Source organism: Thalassococcus profundi, from assembly GCF_003344785.1.
Lineage (GTDB): Bacteria > Pseudomonadota > Alphaproteobacteria > Rhodobacterales > Rhodobacteraceae > Puniceibacterium > Puniceibacterium profundi.
The window spans coordinates 160,714-175,517 of sequence record NZ_QPMK01000001.1 but is presented as its reverse complement, the minus strand read 5'-3'; the positions used below and the strand labels follow the sequence as shown (position 1 = coordinate 175,517).

The following is a 14,804-nucleotide window of genomic DNA, read 5'->3' as shown; positions in this document are numbered from 1 at the left end:
AGGATACCGTCCCGATGCCCCTCGATCCCAAAGACCCGCCGCGCCAGCTTGGCGGAGAGCTGGTGATCCCCGTGCTCGCCGTGGCCTTCACGCTCTACTATTTCTCGTCGATCTGGAATTCGCCTTGGACCGCGCAGGTCAGCGCTTTCATGGTCGGCGGCATCCTGCTGCTGGTCTGCGCGATGTTCTTCCTGCGCGCGATCCTCTGGCTCAGCCGCGGGCAGGCATCGCTGGGTGTCGGCAACCTCTTTTCCATTGAGGATTTGCGCACCGGACGGATCGGGTTGATTGCAACGACGGTGGCCTTCTGCGTCTTCATCGACCAGCTTGGCTTTACCCTCACCACCTTCCTGTTCCTGGCGCTCAGCATGATCATACTCAGCAAGGGCAAGAGCCCGCTGCTGATCGTCGCGATCTCGGCCGTCATGGCCCTGGGCGGCTGGGCGGTGTTCATCTGGGCTTTCGATACGCGCTTTCCGCGCGGCTGGTTCGAAGGCGTAATGCAGGCGGTGATCGCCAATGGGTGACACGGCGACCATCCTCACCGAGGTCTTTTTCGAGACGATCTCGTTCTGGTGGGTCATCGTGCCCACGATCTTCCTTGGCCTGATCGTCGGCGGCATCCCCGGCTTTTCGGCGGCCAACACGATCATCATCCTGATGCCGCTGACCCTGTCGATGAGCCTCGAGACGGGCCTGATCTTCATGGTCTCGCTCTACTGTTCGGCCCGGATGGGGGCGGGCATTCCCGCGATCCTGGTCAACATTCCCGGCACCGCGGGGGCTGCGGCGACGCCGCTGGACGGCTATCCGATGACCAAGCAGGGCAAGGGCCAGCAGGCGCTGGCGATGACCTTCGTCGCCTCCTCGCTGGGCGGGCTTCTGACCACGATCATCGCGCTGGCGGCCATGCCGTTGCTCGCGCGCGTCGGCTTCTACATGCACTCGGTCGAGATGATCGTCGTCATGCTCTTCGGCATTTCGCTTATCGCCTCCATCGCCGCGCAGGACATGCTCAAGGGCCTGATCGCCGGCTTCCTCGGCCTGATGATCGGCTCCATCGGCACCGACGTGGTCTATGCCACGCCGCGCGGCACCTTCGGGTTCCTGGAGCTTTACGACGGCGTGCCGCTGATCCCGGCGCTGGTCGGTCTTTTCGCCGTGTCCGAGGCGTTCATGATCATCGAGAAGCGCCTCATCATCACCGAAGACGCGCAAAAGGCCATGGCGCGGCCCAGCTGGCACGCCACCTTCGAAGGCGTTGGCATCGCGTTCAAGCGCTGGTGGCACATCACCTGGACCTCGCTCATCGGGCTGGTGATCGGTGTGATCCCGGGCGCGGGTGCCTCCATCGCAAGCTTCGTCGCCTACCAGCAGTCGCGCAGCTTTTCCAAGACGCCCGAGAAATACGGCACCGGTCATCCCGAAGGCCTGATCGCGCCGGAATCCGCCAACAACGGCGTGACCTCCGGCACGCTCGTGCCGCTTCTGGTGCTGGGCATCCCGGGCGGAGCCACCGCGGCGATCATGCTGGTGGTGATGCAGTTCCACGGCGTGAGCTTTGGCCCGTCGCTGTTCGAGGAAAGCCCCAAGGTCGGCTACGGCATGTTCATGGCCATGGCGGTCAGCTACTTCCTGATGATCCTGACGATCCTGCCGCTGTCGCGCTACATGAGCCGGGTGACCACGGTGCCGACGATCTACCTCGCGCCGATGATCATTTCCTTCACGCTGGTGGGTGCCTTCGTGCCCCGCGAATACATGTTCGACATGTACCTGGCGCTGGCCTTCGGCGTGCTCGGCTACATCGCCCGCCGCACCGGTTATCACGTCGCGGCGATCCTGATCGGGGTGATCCTCGGGCCGCTGCTTGAGCGTTACTTCCTCTGGAGCCTCAAGAAATCCGACGGCGACATTTCGATCCTGTTCTCGTCGACGCTGGGCAACATCCTGTGGGTCGGCCTCGTCCTGTCGCTGGTCGTGCCGATCTGGCTCGACATGCGGCGCAAGAAGAATGCCCAAAAAGACCAAGAGGAGATTCCGATCCAATGAAGATGGAGGTCGACTATCAGCTGACGCGTAACATCCGCCGCGTCGGCCATCTGGAAACGCAGGGCGGCGGGCAGGTCGTGGTGCAGGACGGCTATGCCTATATCGGCCACATGAAGCCGCCGATGGGCACCTCGATCATCGACGTCCGCGACCCCGCGAACCCGATGGTCGTGGCAAATGTGGAACCGCCCGACGACTTTTCCCACACCCACAAGGTGCGGGTCGCCGGCAACCTGATGATCACCAACGTCGAGATGGACCGCCGCCATTTCCTGCGCAAGGGCGAAAAGATTCCGGCCTTGCGCGAAGAACTTGGGCCGGACGCCACCGACGACCAGATCGCGGCGGTACTCGGCGTGACGCCGGGCGACATCCCGCTGCTCGAAGAGGCGTCGGCGCGCGGCTACCACTCCGGCGGGTTCCGCGTCTGGGACATCTCGGACAAGACCAACCCGCGGCTGCTGTCCTACGTCAAGACCCACGGCTTCGGCGTGCACCGCTTCGATATGGACGAGAACTACGCCTACATCTCGACCGAGATGGAGGGCTATGTCGGCAACATCCTCGTGGTCTACGACCTGAGCGACCCCAGCCTGCCCAAGGAAGTGTCGCGCTGGCACATCCCGGGCCAGCACGTCGCGGGCGGAGAGACACCGACCTGGCAGGGGTATGGCCACCGCCTGCACCACGCCATGCGCTGCGGCGACGAGCTTTGGGCGGCCTACTGGCACGCCGGCTACCGGGTGCTCGATTGCAGCGACATGACGGACCTCAAGCTCAAGGGCAGCTACCGTTTCCCGGACGCGATCCCCGAACCCACGCATACGATCATGCCGCTGGAGCAGGAGATCAACGGTCGGCGATACGCGGTCTGCATCGACGAGGAACACGACCATAAACCCGGGCGCCTGCACGGGTTCATCTGGATCGTGGACGTCACCGACATGGACAAGATGGAGCCCATCGCCGCCTGGGACCTCAGCGAACGCGTCTGCCCGTGGATCGGCCAGCCCGGCGTGCGCTTCGGAGGGCACCAGTTCCGCGAAAAACTCGACGGCACGCTGGTCTATGCCACCTGGTTCGCAGGCGGGTTGCGGGTGCTGGACGTGGCCGACCCCTACCTGCCGGTGGAGGTCGCGCATTACATGGTGCCCGGCGCCGACGGCACGCCGCCGCAGTCGAACGACGTGGACGTTGACGAGAACGGCCTGATCTACCTGCTTGACCGAAGCAACGGGCTCGAAATCCTGGAGATGACCCTATGAGCGATTCCGACCTTCTGCCGCCTTCTGTCGATCCGAACACCAAGGCGCTCGGTATCCGCCGCGTCAGCGCCCGTAACGAGGCCTCGACGCGGTCGGTGATGATGGTGCGCGACCATATCGTCGTGACCGATGAGAAGGGCACCAACACGGGCCCGACGCCGCTGGAACTGACGTTGTCGTCGCTCATGGGCTGCGAGGGCGTCATCATCAACCGCTGCGCCGAGGCGATGAATTTCAGTTACACGGCGGTGGACATGGAGGGCGATGGCGAGGTCGATCAGCGCGGCAGCCGCGGTGTGCAGGGCGTGCGGCCCTATTTCAACTGGGTCAAGCTGCGCATCCGCGTCCATACCGACGAACCCGAAGAGCGGTTCGAACGGCTGATCAGGAACGTCGAATACCGTTGCCCCGTGATGAACCTGTTCAAGGCCGCCGACGTGGACGTGCAGATGCACTGGGAGCGTGTGGCCCCATGAGCCTGACCCTGCGCATCAATGGCGCGGAGGTTGCGGTCACATCCGAACCCGACACGCCGCTGATCTATGTGCTGCGCGACGAGCTGGGCCTCAAGGGCGCGAAACTGGGCTGCGGGCTGGAGCAATGCGGCGCCTGCATGGTGCTGGTCGACGGCGAAGCGGTGCCAAGCTGCGTGTCCCCCGCCGACACCTTCGGCGGCAAGGAGATCACCACTGTCGAAGGGCTGGCGGACGACCCCACTGGCGCGCGCGTGCAAGCGGCGTTCGTCAGCCACACCGCCGCGCAATGCGGCTATTGCACCGCCGGGTTGGTCGTCGCCGTGACTGCGCTGTTGCAACGCAACCCCGACGCGGACACGAAAACCGTGAAAGACGCGCTGGCGCCCAACATCTGCCGCTGCGGCTCGCATCCCCGCGTGCTGCGCGCGGTGGAGGAGGCCAAGGCATGAGCCTGAAGGCGCATCCGCTTCTGCGCGACTGGTTGCGGCGCGATGGCGACCGGCTGCAAATCCGCACCGGCAAAGTCGATATCGGCCAGCGCATCAGCTCGGCGCTGGTTCAGATCGTGCGGGACGAGTTGCATCTGCCGTCCGACCGGATCGCGCTGGCGCCCGTCACCACGGCGGACAGTCCGGACGAGGGCATCACTTCGGGCAGCAATTCGGTCGAACAGTCGGGGCACGCCATCCGCTGTGCCGCGGCCACCCTGCGCCGCGCGCTGATCGCCGCGGCCGTGGATCGCAGCGGTGGTGATCCGGAAGACTGGACGCTCGACGATGGCCTTCTGCGACGTCCCGGCAGCAACGATCCGCTGGACCTGCTGGACCTGATGGACAGCATCGATGCTGATCTGGCCGTCGATCCCAAAGTCGCCAAGTTGACAGCCCGTGACACGGCCCCCAGCGCGCCGATGCTGGGCTTGGCAGAGATGGTGCGCGGTACCTTCACCTTCGTGCACGACCTCGACGCGCCGGGCATGTTGCACGCCCGGGTGATCCGCCCGCCGCACGCACATGCGCGGCTGAGAAGTATTCCCGAGGATGAAATTTCCGCGCTGGACGACAAGGGCCTGCGGCTAGTGCGAGACGGCAGTTTCCTTGCCGTTGCTGGGCCGCGCGAATGGCCGGTGATCCGCGCCGCCGAACGGCTGGCCCGCGCCTGCGACTGGGACGCGCCGGATTTTCCCAACATCGACGTTTTCGAAAAACTCACCCGCGACAACGCCAGCACCCGCCTGCCCGTGGACAAGGGCCAGCCGCTGGAAGAGCCGGTGCCCGATCCGCCGGACGCGCCTGACTACACCGCGCGCTTTGAGAAACCCTACCTCATGCACGCCGCGCTCGGCCCCTCTGCGGCGATGGCGGTCTGGGATGGCGAGACGCTGGACATCAAGACCCACAGCCAGGGCATCTATCCCCTGCGCATCAGCATCTCCGACAGTTTCGGCCTGTCCGAGGACAAGGTGGTGCTCACCCACGTGCCGGGGTCCGGCTGTTACGGACATAACGGCGCGGACGACGCGGCCTTCGAGGCGGCTCTGGTGGCGCGGGCGATCCCCGATACGCCGATCCTGCTGAAATGGACCCGGGCCGAGGAACACGGCTGGGAGCCGTTCGCCCCCGCCATGGCGGTCGAGGTGGCGGCGACGCTGGAGCAGGGCCGCGTCGCAAGCTGGTCGGCCGAGGCGTTCTCCGATACCCACCGCGGCCGCCCGCGCCCCGGCCCGAACCGCGTCGGCCCGTCGCGGCTGGTTTCGAACCGCCATCTGGCCGATCCGATCCCGGCACAGCCCGGCACGCCCAACATGAACCGCGAGGGCGGGATGCATCGCAACCTCGACCCGATCTACACCTTCGCCGAGCGACGGCTGGTCAAGAACCTCGTCACCGGTCTGCCGCACCGTACCTCGGCCCTCCGGTGCCTCGGTGCTGTCGCCAATGTCTTCGCGCTGGAATCGAGCATGGACGACCTTGCCATCGCCGCTGGCGAAGATCCCATCGCCTATCGCTTGGCGCAACTGGACGATCCCCGCGCCATTGCGGTGCTGGAGACGTTGCGCGACCGGATCGCGGACCTGTCCGCAACCGCAGAGGGACAGGGCCGCGGCATCGCCTATGCGCAGTACAAGAACGCCATGACGCGCGTCGGCCTCTGCATCGACGTGACCGTGACGGACCTTGCCGAGGTCAAGCTTGACCGGGCCGTGATGGTCGCCGATGCGGGCCGGGTGGTGGACCTTGCGGGCCTCATCGCGCAACTCGAAGGCGGGGTGATCCAGGGCGCCAGCTGGGCGCTGTGCGAAGAGGTGCAGTGGGACCGCGACGGCGTCACCTCGCTCGACTGGGACAGCTACCCGGTGCTGCGCTTCGACAACCTGCCGACGATGGACGTGCATGTGCTCGACCAGCCCACCGAACGCCCGCTGGGCGCGGGCGAGGCCAGTCCCGGCCCGACCGTGGCGGCCATCGCCAACGCCGTGCACGACGCCATGGGCATGCGCCTGCGCCGTCTGCCGTTCACCGCCGATGCGATCATGCAGGCCGCCGCCAACGCGTGACCCTTGGAGCGGACGGCGCCCGCGCCTATCTGGGATGGACAGGGCAGACCCCGAACGCTAGGTACGCAGGCCATGGCCAAGGACAAGACAAAGACCGATCCGAACTACCGTGTGATCGCCGAAAACCGGCGCGCGCGGTACGACTACGCGATCGAGGACGATCTCGAATGCGGGATCGTCCTGCAAGGGTCCGAGGTCAAGTCCCTGCGCGAGAACTCCGCCAACATCGCCGAAAGCTACGCGGCGGTGGAAGAGGGCGAGCTGTGGCTGGTGAACTCCTACATCGCGCCCTACGAGAAGGCGATGTTCAAGCACGAGGAACGCCGCCGCCGCAAGCTGCTGGTCAGCCGGAAGGAACTGGCGCGGCTGTGGAACGACACGCAGCGCAAGGGTATGACGCTGGTGCCGCTGGTCCTGTACTTCAATCACAAGGGCACGGCGAAGGTGAAGATCGGCGTCGCCAAGGGCAAGAAGAACCACGACAAGCGCGAAACCGAGGCCAAGCGCGACTGGAACCGCCAGAAGAACCGCCTGCTGCGCCAGCACGGCTGAGCGCGGCGGCGGGCGTCCTCAGATTTTCAGGAACGGCTGCGCGAGGCGCGGCAGCAGTCCCTTGAACCGCAGGGGTGCGTCGGTGACGGCGAGGCAGATGCAATCCTCCGAGATATCCGCGACCGGCGTATGATTCAGCTCTTCGGTCGCCACCTCCACGTCGCCGCGGGCAAAGCGGCCGTCTTCATCCTCGAACGCGCCTTTCAGCACCAAAGTCACCTCGGTGCCGTTGTGGCCATGGTCGGGCACTGCCGTCCCGGCAGGAATGTAAAGCAGCCGCGCCGTGGCGCCGGGTGAGGTCGGCAGGATCGACTGTTTCACGCCCATGCCGACGGACCGCCACTTTACGGTGTCCAGACCCCCGCCAATATAAGGCGCGAGCGGTGTGGGCACTCTCGGATCGCCGCATTTCGGTGCGGGCGCGGGCGCGGGGGCGGCAGGTTCCTCGTTGCGAATGGCGGCAAGAACGTCGCTCCGGCTTGACGCATCAAGCTCGATCCCGCGGAAACCATCGGTTTCCGCCTCGAGCAGCGCGCCGCCGACGGCGTCGTAACTGGCAAGCTCTGCCCGGCAGGTATCGCAGAGCGACACGTGGGACGCGACGATCAGGTCGAAGGCCTCGGGCAGCGTGCCTGCGGAATAGGCCATGAGAAGCTGCGGGGTCAGGTGGTGCGTCGGTTCGGTCATGTCGGTCACTGTTTCTGTTGCATGGCATGGCGCAGGCGGTCCAGCGCCAGCCGGATTCGGGATTTGATCGTGCCAAGCGGCAGGCCGGTTTCGGCAGCGATCTCGGAATGGGTGAGATCGCCGAAATAGGCTTTCTCGATCAGTTGTCGCTGCTTGTCGGGCAGGGCGGCCAGTGCCTCTCCCAGCGTTTCGGTTTCCTGCTGAAGGGCCAGCACTTCGGTCTGGTCTGGTTCCGGTTCCGGACCCCAGGGCAAGTCCTCGGGCTCGGGACGGCGCTGCCTGCGCAGCACGTCGATCTTCTTGTTTCGGGCGATGGTGAAGATCCAGGTGGCGACACTGGCACGCCCCGGATCGAACATGTGCGCCTTGTTCCAGACCGTGACCATCACCTCTTGCGCGCATTCCTCTGCCAGCGACGCATCGGACCCCGACCGCATCAAAAAGGCCTTCACCCGCGGCGCGAAATGATCGAACAGGGCCACGAAGTCGTCTTCGCTGCGGTCGTCTCGGACGCGGATCATCTGATCCACCCATCCGGGCCTCGCGTCAGGCTTGGGGTCGGTCACCGTGATACTCTCCGCTCTCCGACTGATGCGCTCTGGATGCTTGGCCGCGGCGCGCGGCAGAACCGGCGCCGGAGCAGAGCCAAAGGCAGATATCTGAGTGCGTAACATGTGACGGATACGCGCCGCTGCCATGAATGGATCACTCCGACACCCGTTTTTTCTTTTTTCATCCAAAACTCTCTGACAAGCGTACCCGTTACTACAGGCAAGCTGAAACCGTCCGGAGACCCGTCCTTCATGCCCTTTGATCCCAGCGCCGGCGCGCGCAGACACATTGCCGTCATCGGTGCCGGAATCTCGGGGATGGGGGCGGCGTACATGCTGGGCGACGATCACGACGTGACCCTGTTCGAGGCCGAACCGCGGCTGGGCGGCCACGCGCGGACCAAGGCGGCCGGCAAGCGCGGCGATCAGCCGGTCGATACCGGGTTCATCGTCTTCAACTACGCCAACTATCCGATCATGGCGCGGCTCTTTGCCGACCTAGACGTGCCTGTGACGCCTTCCACCATGAGCTTCGGCGCCTCGTTGCGCGGTGGCCGGCTGGAATACGGTCTGGCCAGTGCCCAGGCGACGTTTGCGCAAAAGAAAAACGCTCTCAATCCGAAATTCCTCGGGATGATCCGCGATATCTTCCGTTTCAACGCCAAGGCGGTCGACCGGGCGCGCGACCGCACCGTGTCTCTTGGCGATTTCCTCGACGGACTCGGCACCGGCGACTGGTTCCGCGACTATTACCTCTTGCCGCTGTCGGGTGCGATCTGGTCGACTCCGACGCAGAAGGTGCTCGATTTCCCGGCGCATGCGCTGGTCCAGTTCTTCGAAAACCACGCGCTGCTGAACTATTCGGGTCAGCACCAGTGGTACACGGTGCAGGGCGGATCGGTGGAATACGTGAACCGGCTCGGTGCGGCGATGCAGGCACGCGGTGTGACGCTGCGGCTCGGCACGGCGGTCGATGCCGTCCGCCGCACCGGCGCCGGCGTCGCGATCAAGACCCATGGCGCCGACTGGCAGACCTTCGACGAGGTGATCTTTGCCACCCATTCCGACGACTCGCTGCGGATGCTGAGCGATGCCGACGATACCGAACGCCGCGCGCTGGGCGCCGTCGCCTACCAGCCCAACCGCGTGGTGCTGCATGCGGACGAAAGCGTCATGCCCAAACGACGGGTTTGCTGGTCGTCGTGGAACTATACCGAGACCGAGCGTAAAGAGCTGAACCGCATCGACCTCACCTACTGGATGAACAGCCTGCAGCCGATCCCCAAGGACGATCCCATGTTCGTCACGCTCAACACCACCCGTCCGATCCGCGAAGATCTGATCTACGACGAAACGGTGCTGCGCCACCCGGTCTACGACCTTGCCGCGCTCGAAGCGCAGGAACTGGTGCGGGCGATGAACGGCCGGCAGAACACCTGGTTCTGCGGCGCCTGGATGAAGAACGGCTTTCACGAGGACGGGCTGAGCAGCGCGCTCGACGTGGCAGAGGCGCTGCGGGCCCGCAGCGCGGCCCGGGCCGCGGCGGCGTGACGGCGCGCGTCGATCATATCGCGGGCCACACCTATCACGGCCGCAAGGGGGCCATCGCCAATGCCTTTCGCTACGGCGTGGATTTCGTCCTGCTGGATGCCGAGGCAAGGACACGCGGCCCTGCGCTCTTTTCCCGCAACGGCGGCAACTTCGTGTCTCTGCACGACCGCGACCATGGCGGTCCGCCCCGGGACGGGCGCGGGGCTGCCTGGGCGCGCGACGTGCTGCAGGCGCACCAGGTGCGCGCGCCGGGCCAGCTGCTGCTGCTGGCGCAGCCGCGGATGCTGGGGCACGTGTTCAACCCGGTGTCGTTCTGGCTTGCCCATGACGAGGATGGCGGCCTGCGCGCGGTGATCGCGGAGGTCAGCAACACCTTCGGCGACCGCCATTCCTATCTGTGCCACAAGGACAATGGCAGCGTTATCACCGCCGATGACCGGCTGCGTGCTAAGAAGATTTTCCATGTTTCTCCGTTCCAGCGCATCGCGGGCGGTTACGAATTTCGTTTCGACATCCGGCCGGACCGCATCGGCATCTGGATCGACTTTTCCGAAGGCGAAGACGGGCTGATCGCCACCCTGACCGGCCCGCGCAGACCTTTGCGCAACCGCGGCATCCTTGCCGCCGCCCTGCGCCGCCCGCTGGGATCGCGGCGGGTGCTGGGGCTGATCCACTGGCAGGCGCTGAAGCTCTGGTGGAAGGGGGCGCGCTACCGGCCCCGCCCGGTGCCACCGAACCGCGAAGTGTCCTGATGGCGCGCAGTGCTGTCGGCAACCTGCCCGGCTTTGCGGTCTTCGCGGGCGTTCTGGCTGCCGCCGGCCTGCCGATCTACATCCACGCGCCGAAATTCTACGTCGACGAATATGCGGTTAGCCTTGGCGCGCTCGGCACCGTGCTGTTCGCGCTCCGGCTCATCGACGTGGTGCAGGACCCCTTGCTTGGTCGGCTGGCCGAGGCGCTGCGGCGCCAGCAGGCGCTGGCGGTGTCGCTGGCAGTGGCGGTCATGGGGGCCGCGATGCTGGGGCTCTTCGCCGTCGCGCCGCCGATCGACCCGCTCTGGTGGTTCGCGGGGATGCTGACGCTGGTGTTCTCTGCCTACAGCTTTCTGACCATCAACTTCTACGCCCGCGGAGTCGCCAAGGCCGGAGAACTGGACAAGCAAGGACGGGGCCATCTGCGGCTGGCGCGGTGGCGCGAAACCGGCGGGCTGATCGGCGTCTGCATCGCGTCGGTGCTGCCCGCTGCGTTCGAGTACCTGGGCCTGCCGCCCTTTGCCGGGTTTGCGGCGGTCTTCGCGGTGTTCTGCGCCGTGGCAGCCTGGCTCATGCGTCCCGAATGGGGGCGCGCGCTGGAGCTGGACTCCGGCGGCTTCGGCCCGGTGCTGCGCGATCCGGTGTCGCGCAAATTGCTGTTGGTGGCTTTGGCCAATGCGGCGCCCGTCGCGGTCACCTCGACCCTGTTTCTGTTCTTCGTCGAAAGCCGTCTGGATGCGCCCGGCTGGGAAGGGCCGCTGCTGCTGCTCTTTTTCATCTCGGCAGCGGGCGCGGCGCCCGTCTGGGGCATGATCGCCGAACGAATCGGCGCAAAAAAGGCGCTGCTGGCCGCGATGGTACTGGCCATCGTCGCCTTCAGCTTCGCGCTGCTGCTGGGCACCGGCGACACGATTGCCTTCGCGCTCATCTGCCTTGCGTCGGGCGCGGCTCTGGGGGCCGACTTGACGCTCTTGCCCGCGATCTTCGCCCGGCGGATGGAGATCATCGCCCCCAACGCCACCGAGGGATTCGCGCTCTGGTCCTTCGTCTCGAAATTCACGCTGGCCTTCGCCGCCGCCGCGCTACTTCCCACACTGGAAGCGGCAGGCTTCGAATCCGGGGCCGAGAATTCGGAGCAGGCGCTCTGGACGCTCAGCCTGCTGTATGCGGCGGTGCCCTGCGTTCTGAAACTCGTGGCGTTCGCGCTGCTGATCGTCACGCCCGTGCAAAAGGATTGATCCAGATGGAACCGCTGTTTTACGTCCTGATCGGCGCGCTTCTGGCGCTGGGGATCGGACTGCTCAAGCGGCGGTTTTTCGGGTTCCTGGCGCAAAAACCGGAGGATTACGCGGATTACGGACCCGAGGCGTTCGATCTGAAAAGGCACCTCGACGGACCGCTGCTGTGCGAAGGCGTGATCTATGGACCGATGGGGCGGATCACCTCGTGTTTTGTCGGGGATTTCGACGTCACCTGGGAGGGCAATTCCGGCGTGATGGCCGAAACCTTTCGCTACGACAACGGCGAGGTGCAGCGCCGCGAATGGCGGCTGACGCTTGAAGACGGCGGCGCGATCCGCGCCCAGGCGGACGATGTCGTGGGCGACGGTCGGGGCCAGCAGAGCGGGCCGACCGTGCAGCTACGCTACCGCATCCGCCTGCCGGAGGAGTCGGGCGGCCATGTGCTGAGCACGGTGGATTGGATGTATCTGGCGCCGAACGGAACCATCGTGAACAGGTCGCAGTTTCGTAAATACGGAATCAAGGTCGCCGAACTGGTGGCGACCATGCGCCGAAAGGACACCACATGAGAGACTGGCAGGGAAAACGCTACTGGCTGGTGGGCGCCAGCGAAGGTCTGGGTGCTGCGCTGGCGCACAAGCTGTCGACCGTGGGCGTGCACCTGATCCTGTCGGCGCGCAGCGAGGACGGATTGCGCGATCTCGCGTCTAAGCTGCCCGGTCCGAGTGAGATCGTGCCGGTGGACGTGACCGATGCTGATGCGTTGGCCAAGGCGGCGGAGCAGATCGGCGAGGTCGACGGCGTGGTGCAATTGGCCGGGGTCTACTGGCCTTTCGGCGCCAAGGAATGGGACGCCGAGCAGGCCAACACCATGGCCGACGTGAACTTTAGCGGCGCGATGCGCCTGATGGGTGTCGTCGTGCCGCCGATGGTCGCGCGCGACAAGGGGCACATCGTGCTGACCGGCAGCCTGTCGGGCTTTCGCGGCCTGCCCGGTGCGATCGGCTATTCGCCTTCCAAGGCCGGTGTGATGGTGTTGGCGGAATCGATGTATTGCGACCTGCGCAAGACCGGCGTGGACGTACAACTGGTCAACCCCGGCTTTATTCGCACGCGCCTCACGGACAAGAACGACTTCAAGATGCCCTTCATCATGGAGCCGGAGGCGGCGGCGGACATCTACTTCGAACACATGAACTCGGACCGGTTCAAGCGCAGCTTCCCGATGGTGTTTTCCTGGGTGTTCCGGGTGTCGCAATTCCTGCCGGACTGGCTGTACTACCGCCTGTTTGCCTGATCGCGTCGGAGGTTTTCCGTCGTGAACGCACCGCGCCTCAGCGCAATGCCCGTCCCTTGAGGATGGCGTCCGGGCCAAACCGTCCGCGGATACGGTCGGTGGCGGCTTCGGCTGCGCGGCGCTTGGCGGCGCCGGGATCCAGCAGATCGGCCGAGCGGTCGGCATCCGCTGCGGAACACAGGTCCGACAATCCGGCGCCGAGCAGTCGGTAAGGGCCCTTGTTGCCAACCTGGTCGAACAGCCCGCGTGCGGTGCGGTAAAGCGTATCGGCGGTCTGGGTCGGGTCGCGCAGGGTGGTCCGCCGCGAAAGCAGGGTGAAATCGGCGCGCTTGAGCTTGAGTGTCACGGTGCGGCCCGCCAGCCCTTTGGCCTTGGCCCGGTCGGCGACCTTTTCGCACATGCGCCACAGGTGCCCGTCCAGCAGATCCGGGTCGCCGGTGTCCTCGTGAAACGTGGTCTCGTTCGAGATGGATTTCATCGGCGCATCGCGGGACACGCGACGGTTGTCGATGCCGCGCGCGAGGTGCCAGAGCCGGTCGCCCATCGACCCGAACCGCGCGGCAAGGTCGCGGCGGTCCCATCGCCAAAGATCCTCGAAGGTGCGGATGCCGGCCTTGTCGAGCGCCGCCTGTCCCGCAGCGCCCACGCCCCAGATCAGGCGGATTGGCTTGGGGCGCAGGAAGGCCTCGGTTTCGGCCCGGCCGATTACCGAAAACCCGTGCGGCTTGTCGAGGTCGGAGGCGATCTTGGCCAGGAACTTGTTGTGCGACAGGCCGATGGAGCCGGTCAGCCCCAGCTCGTCGCGCATCCGGCGCACCAGCCGGGCGAGCATCGTGGCAGGCGGTGCGCCGTGCAGGCGTTCGGTGCCCGACAGGTCGAGAAACGCCTCGTCCAGCGACAGCGGTTCGATCGCCGGGGTCAGCTCTTCCATCATCGCCCGGATCGCCCGGGATGCCTCGGCATAGGCCTGCATCCGGGGTTTCACGATCACCGCGTCGGGGCAGAGCTTGAGCGCCTGGAACATCGGCATGGCAGAGCGCACGCCGCGGATGCGCGCGATGTAGCAGGCCGTCGACACCACACCACGCCGCCCGCCGCCGATGATCACCGGCTTGTCCGCCAGTTCGGGATTGTCGCGTTTTTCGACCGAGGCATAAAAGGCGTCGCAATCCATGTGCGCAATGCTGAGGTCGCGCAGTTCCGCATGCGCGACGACCCGAGGGCTTCGGCAGACGGGGCAGCGCGGACCGGCATCGAACCCGGTCAGGCAATCGCGGCAGAGGGCAGGCATGGGTCGCAAATCCGGTGGGGGACCTTACGTTCGAAAGTATAGCCCGACGCCGGAGGCGATGCCATGACCCAGAATGACGGCGAGTTCCATGGAGCGAAGCTGCTGCTGTTCCTCGGCGCCCAGCTCTTGGTCATCCGCCGTGATCGGAAGCCGCACATTCCCTGGCCCGGTTACCTCGATTTTCCGGGCGGCGGTCGGGAGGGCGCGGAGACTGCGGTGTCCTGTGTCCTGCGCGAAACGCGGGAAGAGGTCGGGCTCAACCTTCGGCCTGCCGATTTGACCTGGCGCCACGAGCTGCTGCAGCATGACAGGCGCAGCTGGTTCTTTGCGGCAAATATCGAAGAATCGGGTCAGGCGGATATCCGGCTGGGCGACGAAGGCAGCGGCTGGAGGTTGATGGCGCCAAACGCTTACCTTGAGCGGGCGGATGCTATTCCGCATTTCCGCGACGTGCTGCGCCTATATTTGCGTGAAGGTTAAAATTGTGCGCCTGCCGGGGGATCAGCAGGCGCACGTTCGGCCAGAGCCGAAC

At 65.7% G+C, this 14,804-nt stretch carries 16 protein-coding genes; 13 read left to right on the top strand and 3 right to left on the bottom strand.

The genetic code is table 11. The features are described 5' to 3' along the window. Window positions 1-14 precede the first annotated feature (14 nt). The 7 genes from DU478_RS00795 to smpB all read left to right on the top strand — a co-directional run bounded on the left by DU478_RS00795 (window position 15) and on the right by smpB (window position 6,902). Window positions 15-527, top strand: a complete 513-nt coding sequence (locus DU478_RS00795; protein ID WP_158545721.1) for a tripartite tricarboxylate transporter TctB family protein — start codon at window positions 15-17, stop codon at window positions 525-527. After that, window positions 520-2,052, top strand: coding sequence for a tripartite tricarboxylate transporter permease (locus DU478_RS00790; protein WP_114509022.1), 1,533 nt, complete (start codon window positions 520-522; stop codon window positions 2,050-2,052). The genes DU478_RS00795 and DU478_RS00790 overlap by 8 nt, the downstream gene beginning before the upstream one ends. Further along, window positions 2,049-3,317: an LVIVD repeat-containing protein gene (locus tag DU478_RS00785; protein ID WP_114509021.1), complete on the top strand. Its 1,269-nt coding sequence runs from the start codon at window positions 2,049-2,051 to the stop codon at window positions 3,315-3,317. The genes DU478_RS00790 and DU478_RS00785 overlap by 4 nt, the downstream gene beginning before the upstream one ends. After that, window positions 3,314-3,793, top strand: a complete 480-nt coding sequence (locus DU478_RS00780; RefSeq protein WP_114509020.1) for an OsmC family protein — start codon at window positions 3,314-3,316, stop codon at window positions 3,791-3,793. Before DU478_RS00785 ends, DU478_RS00780 begins: the two co-directional genes overlap by 4 nt. Further along, window positions 3,790-4,242 (top strand): (2Fe-2S)-binding protein, encoded by a 453-nt coding sequence (locus DU478_RS00775; RefSeq protein WP_114509019.1) that lies wholly within the window; start codon window positions 3,790-3,792, stop codon window positions 4,240-4,242. Before DU478_RS00780 ends, DU478_RS00775 begins: the two co-directional genes overlap by 4 nt. Beyond that, window positions 4,239-6,350 (top strand): molybdopterin cofactor-binding domain-containing protein, encoded by a 2,112-nt coding sequence (locus tag DU478_RS00770; protein ID WP_114509018.1) that lies wholly within the window; start codon window positions 4,239-4,241, stop codon window positions 6,348-6,350. The genes DU478_RS00775 and DU478_RS00770 overlap by 4 nt, the downstream gene beginning before the upstream one ends. A gap of 72 nt (window positions 6,351-6,422) precedes the next feature. After that, the gene (gene smpB, locus DU478_RS00765; RefSeq protein ID WP_114509017.1) at window positions 6,423-6,902 is read left to right on the top strand and encodes an SsrA-binding protein SmpB; all 480 of its coding nucleotides are present in this window, start codon (window positions 6,423-6,425) and stop codon (window positions 6,900-6,902) included. Between the two features lie 18 nt (window positions 6,903-6,920). Here smpB and DU478_RS00760 read toward each other — a convergent pair whose 3' ends face one another. Further along, window positions 6,921-7,589, bottom strand: a complete 669-nt coding sequence (locus DU478_RS00760) for a ChrR family anti-sigma-E factor (RefSeq protein WP_114509309.1) — start codon at window positions 7,587-7,589, stop codon at window positions 6,921-6,923. Window positions 7,590-7,594: 5 nt separating this feature from the next. After that, window positions 7,595-8,110 (bottom strand): sigma-70 family RNA polymerase sigma factor, encoded by a 516-nt coding sequence (locus tag DU478_RS00755; protein WP_325048083.1) that lies wholly within the window; start codon window positions 8,108-8,110, stop codon window positions 7,595-7,597. A 282-nt stretch (window positions 8,111-8,392) separates the two neighbouring features. Here DU478_RS00755 and DU478_RS00750 point away from each other — a divergent pair, with 282 nt between their 5' ends. Genes DU478_RS00750 through DU478_RS00730 form a run of 5 tightly spaced genes read left to right on the top strand, consistent with a single transcriptional unit; the run spans window position 8,393 to window position 12,981 of the window. Continuing rightward, window positions 8,393-9,691, top strand: coding sequence for an NAD(P)/FAD-dependent oxidoreductase (locus tag DU478_RS00750; RefSeq protein WP_114509016.1), 1,299 nt, complete (start codon window positions 8,393-8,395; stop codon window positions 9,689-9,691). Then, a complete protein-coding gene (locus DU478_RS00745; protein ID WP_114509015.1) occupies window positions 9,688-10,443 on the top strand; it encodes a DUF1365 domain-containing protein in 756 nt (251 codons plus the stop codon). Before DU478_RS00750 ends, DU478_RS00745 begins: the two co-directional genes overlap by 4 nt. Further along, entirely contained in the window at window positions 10,443-11,681 is a 1,239-nt protein-coding gene (locus tag DU478_RS00740) for an MFS transporter (protein ID WP_114509014.1), read from the top strand. The genes DU478_RS00745 and DU478_RS00740 overlap by 1 nt, the downstream gene beginning before the upstream one ends. A 5-nt stretch (window positions 11,682-11,686) precedes the next feature. Next, window positions 11,687-12,253, top strand: a complete 567-nt coding sequence (locus DU478_RS00735) for a DUF3833 family protein (protein ID WP_114509013.1) — start codon at window positions 11,687-11,689, stop codon at window positions 12,251-12,253. After that, window positions 12,250-12,981 (top strand): SDR family NAD(P)-dependent oxidoreductase, encoded by a 732-nt coding sequence (locus DU478_RS00730; protein ID WP_114509012.1) that lies wholly within the window; start codon window positions 12,250-12,252, stop codon window positions 12,979-12,981. Before DU478_RS00735 ends, DU478_RS00730 begins: the two co-directional genes overlap by 4 nt. A gap of 37 nt (window positions 12,982-13,018) precedes the next feature. Here the strand turns inward: DU478_RS00730 and DU478_RS00725 are convergent, their stop codons facing one another. Further along, window positions 13,019-14,272, bottom strand: a complete 1,254-nt coding sequence (locus tag DU478_RS00725; RefSeq protein WP_114509011.1) for a DNA polymerase IV — start codon at window positions 14,270-14,272, stop codon at window positions 13,019-13,021. 63 nt (window positions 14,273-14,335) lie between these two features. On the opposite strand from DU478_RS00725, the gene DU478_RS00720 reads away from it, so the two are divergent. Beyond that, entirely contained in the window at window positions 14,336-14,752 is a 417-nt protein-coding gene (locus DU478_RS00720) for an NUDIX domain-containing protein (protein WP_114509010.1), read from the top strand. Window positions 14,753-14,804 lie beyond the last annotated feature (52 nt).

Excerpts from the sequence above, each read along its gene's own strand:
- DU478_RS00795 (WP_158545721.1), top strand. The coding sequence starts at position 15 with ATGCCCCTCGATCCCAAAGACCCGCCGCGCCAGCTTGGCGGAGAGCTG.
- DU478_RS00790 (WP_114509022.1), top strand. The coding sequence starts at position 520 with ATGGGTGACACGGCGACCATCCTCACCGAGGTCTTTTTCGAGACGATC.
- DU478_RS00785 (WP_114509021.1), top strand. The coding sequence starts at position 2,049 with ATGAAGATGGAGGTCGACTATCAGCTGACGCGTAACATCCGCCGCGTC.
- DU478_RS00780 (WP_114509020.1), top strand. The coding sequence starts at position 3,314 with ATGAGCGATTCCGACCTTCTGCCGCCTTCTGTCGATCCGAACACCAAG.
- DU478_RS00775 (WP_114509019.1), top strand. The coding sequence starts at position 3,790 with ATGAGCCTGACCCTGCGCATCAATGGCGCGGAGGTTGCGGTCACATCC.
- DU478_RS00770 (WP_114509018.1), top strand. The coding sequence starts at position 4,239 with ATGAGCCTGAAGGCGCATCCGCTTCTGCGCGACTGGTTGCGGCGCGAT.
- smpB (WP_114509017.1), top strand. The coding sequence starts at position 6,423 with ATGGCCAAGGACAAGACAAAGACCGATCCGAACTACCGTGTGATCGCC.
- DU478_RS00760 (WP_114509309.1), bottom strand. The coding sequence starts at position 7,589 with ATGACCGAACCGACGCACCACCTGACCCCGCAGCTTCTCATGGCCTAT.
- DU478_RS00755 (WP_325048083.1), bottom strand. The coding sequence starts at position 8,110 with ATGATCCGCGTCCGAGACGACCGCAGCGAAGACGACTTCGTGGCCCTG.
- DU478_RS00750 (WP_114509016.1), top strand. The coding sequence starts at position 8,393 with ATGCCCTTTGATCCCAGCGCCGGCGCGCGCAGACACATTGCCGTCATC.
- DU478_RS00740 (WP_114509014.1), top strand. The coding sequence starts at position 10,443 with ATGGCGCGCAGTGCTGTCGGCAACCTGCCCGGCTTTGCGGTCTTCGCG.
- DU478_RS00735 (WP_114509013.1), top strand. The coding sequence starts at position 11,687 with ATGGAACCGCTGTTTTACGTCCTGATCGGCGCGCTTCTGGCGCTGGGG.
- DU478_RS00730 (WP_114509012.1), top strand. The coding sequence starts at position 12,250 with ATGAGAGACTGGCAGGGAAAACGCTACTGGCTGGTGGGCGCCAGCGAA.
- DU478_RS00725 (WP_114509011.1), bottom strand. The coding sequence starts at position 14,272 with ATGCCTGCCCTCTGCCGCGATTGCCTGACCGGGTTCGATGCCGGTCCG.
- DU478_RS00720 (WP_114509010.1), top strand. The coding sequence starts at position 14,336 with ATGACCCAGAATGACGGCGAGTTCCATGGAGCGAAGCTGCTGCTGTTC.